The sequence below is a fragment of the Limnohabitans sp. genome (assembly GCF_044373035.1).
Classification (GTDB): Bacteria; Pseudomonadota; Gammaproteobacteria; order Burkholderiales; family Burkholderiaceae_C; genus Limnohabitans_A.
Genome location: NZ_JBILQU010000225.1, coordinates 1 through 2,533, shown reverse-complemented (window position 1 = coordinate 2,533; position 2,533 = coordinate 1). Strand labels below are relative to the sequence as shown.

Genomic DNA, 2,533 nt, shown 5'->3' with positions numbered 1-2,533 from the left:
GCACCCGCACCTTCAGCCACATTGTGGGTGTCGGTGTACAGATCGCGCATGGCCTGCGCCACTTGGGCATCGCTCACCTGCACGAGGTGGTCGAGCCCGTTTTGCAAAATGGCCAGTGCTTGCGGGTCCGCCCGCCGCACCGCCATGCCATCGGCCAGCACGGTGCTGACCGGGGCTTCGACCACACAGTTTGCCGCCATCGAGTCGAGGTAAGTGGTGGCGTGTGCGCTGACCACGCCCACCACCTTGACAGGGTGGCCAAGCGCTTGCTTGGCCGCCAATGCGGCGCAGGCACCCGAGCCGAGGCCAATCGGTACATAAAGCACATCGAGCGCAGGGACAGCCTGAAAAAATTCGAGCCAACCCGTGGCCACGCCGAGCACCAAGGCGGGGTGGTAGCTGGGCACCATGTGCGCACCGCTTGCCTGTGCCAGGCTCAGAGCGTGTTCGCGGGCCGCCTGGAAGTCATGACCCCGTTCGATGAGCTGCGCTCCCAGCGCCCGCATGGCGGCATTTTTCTCTGCGGAGTTGCCCAGTGGTACCACGATGGTGCAGGCCACGCCGTGGCGTGCTGCCGCATAAGCGATGCTTTGGCCATGGTTGCCCCGGGTGGCGCTGATCACTTTTGGGGGCATCTGGCCTGAGCGGGCCAAGTGTTCAAAGTAAGTCAAACCACCGCGCACCTTAAAGGCGCCCACGGGGGTGTGGTTTTCATGCTTGACCCAGCAGTCGGTGCCCAGCCGCTGGCTCAGGGTGTTCCACCGGTACTGGGGCGTGGGACCAAAGGCCGCATAGATGGTTTGCGTGGCTGATTGGATTTGGGCCAGTGTGGGCAGATCGGTGTGCATGGTGGCTCCGGCAGTTCAAGGCTTGGGGTTCAGGGGGTCACAGACTCACGCTGCCCTGGATGCAGCCGACCACATCGCCGCCCACCCAGACCTGGCCTTGCGCGTCTTGCGACAAAAAAACCTGTCCGGCGCGCCCCAGCATCGTGCCCTGGCGGGCGCTGTAGGTGGCAGGCATGTGGCCGTCGTCCATCAACCATTGCGCCAGCGATGCATTCAGGCTGCCGGTGACTGGATCTTCGGCGATGCCCACGGGGGCGGCGAAGGCACGCACTTCCAGGTCGGTCGGGTCGTTGGCGATGCGGGTGGACGGTGCAAAGGCGCGGGCTTCGCGGTTGGCGCGGCGGATCAGTCCTCCCGGCGTCTCTTGCCTGCGGGCCGCCACGCCGACTTTGGTGCCCAGCTTTTTCAGGGCAACGTGATCGGGCTCCAGGGCCAGCACCGTGTCCACACTGTCCACCAGCAGGCCCAGCCAATGCGGGCCGTTGTTCAGGTTTTGGGCGACTATCACTTCAGATGCGTCCAGCCCCAACGCCGCCAGCACCGGAACGAGTTCTCCGGCCGAAATGTCCGAGCGCGTCAGTGGTGGTGCCGCAAAAGCCCAGCGCTCGCCCAGCTGCTTCAGAGTCACCAGGCCAACGCCGCATTCCTGCATCAGCACACCGGGTTGCCGGGGCGTGTTGCCCGCCTTCAGCCAGGCGTGGGCCGTGCCCAGTGTGGGGTGGCCAGCAAAAGGCAGCTCAGCCCCAGGCGTGAAAATGCGCACCCGGTAGTCGGCCCCGCGCGCAGCGCCATCGGGTGTGGGTGGCAGCACAAAGGTGGTTTCGCTCAGCTGCGTCCAGGCGGCAAAGGTTTGCATTTGGGCGTCGCTCAGACCTGTGCCATCGAGCACCACAGCCAGCGGGTTGCCCAGAAAGGCGGTGTCGGTGAAGACGTCGACTTGTTGAAAAGCTCGGAATTTCATGGGATCTTGAGGGGGTGGGAGCGGATTACAAGGATTCTCGGATCGCCGTTGCCAGCGCGGCCATGCCGGTGTTGATCTGGTCCACAGTGGCGGTCACAAACGACAGGCGCAGGGTGCTTTCGTTGGCGGCCCCAGCGTAAAACGCCGAGCCGGGCACAAAGGCCACGCCTTTTTCAACGGCTTTGTCCAGCAGGGGAATGGCTTTGAGGCCCTGGGGCAGTTGCACCCACAGGAACATGCCGCCCACAGGGCGGTTCCAGGAGAGGCCCAGGCCCGCCATTTCGCGGTCAAGCGCGGCGAGCATCGCTTCGCACTGCTGTTTGTACAGCGCCCGGATGGTGGGCACATGGCGGTCGATGAAGCCGTCCTTGAGCACTTCGGCCACCACGCGCTGGTTGAAGCTGGGCGTGTGCAGGTCGGCCGCTTGTTTGGCTTGCAGCAGTTTGGGGTACAGGGCCTTGGGTGCCACCAAATAGCCTAGGCGCAGGCCGGGCGCCAAAATTTTGGAGAAGGAACCGAGGTACACGCTGCCCTCGGGGTGGCGGGAGCTCAACGATGGCGCGGGCGGTGCGTCAAACCACAGGTCGCCGTAGGGGTTGTCTTCGATGATCGGCAAGCCACATTCGACAGCCACCTGCGCCACGGCGGCGCGGCGTTCTTCGGTCATGGTGCGGCCGGTGGGGTTCTGGAAGTTGGGCAGCAGGTACACAAAGCGGGCTTTGTC

General features: G+C 64.6%; 3 protein-coding genes. All 3 read right to left on the bottom strand.

The annotated features are described in order from the left end of the window. A partial coding sequence (locus tag ACIQ47_RS16255) for a threonine dehydratase (RefSeq protein WP_396439070.1) occupies nucleotides 1-848 on the bottom strand: 848 nt, incomplete at its 3' end. A 37-nt stretch (nucleotides 849-885) separates the two neighbouring features. Continuing rightward, nucleotides 886-1,809 (bottom strand): PhzF family phenazine biosynthesis protein, encoded by a 924-nt coding sequence (locus ACIQ47_RS16250; RefSeq protein WP_396439069.1) that lies wholly within the window; start codon nucleotides 1,807-1,809, stop codon nucleotides 886-888. A 25-nt stretch (nucleotides 1,810-1,834) separates the two neighbouring features. Further along, nucleotides 1,835-2,533: PLP-dependent aminotransferase family protein (locus ACIQ47_RS16245; protein WP_396439068.1), on the bottom strand; the 699-nt coding region annotated here is incomplete at its 5' end.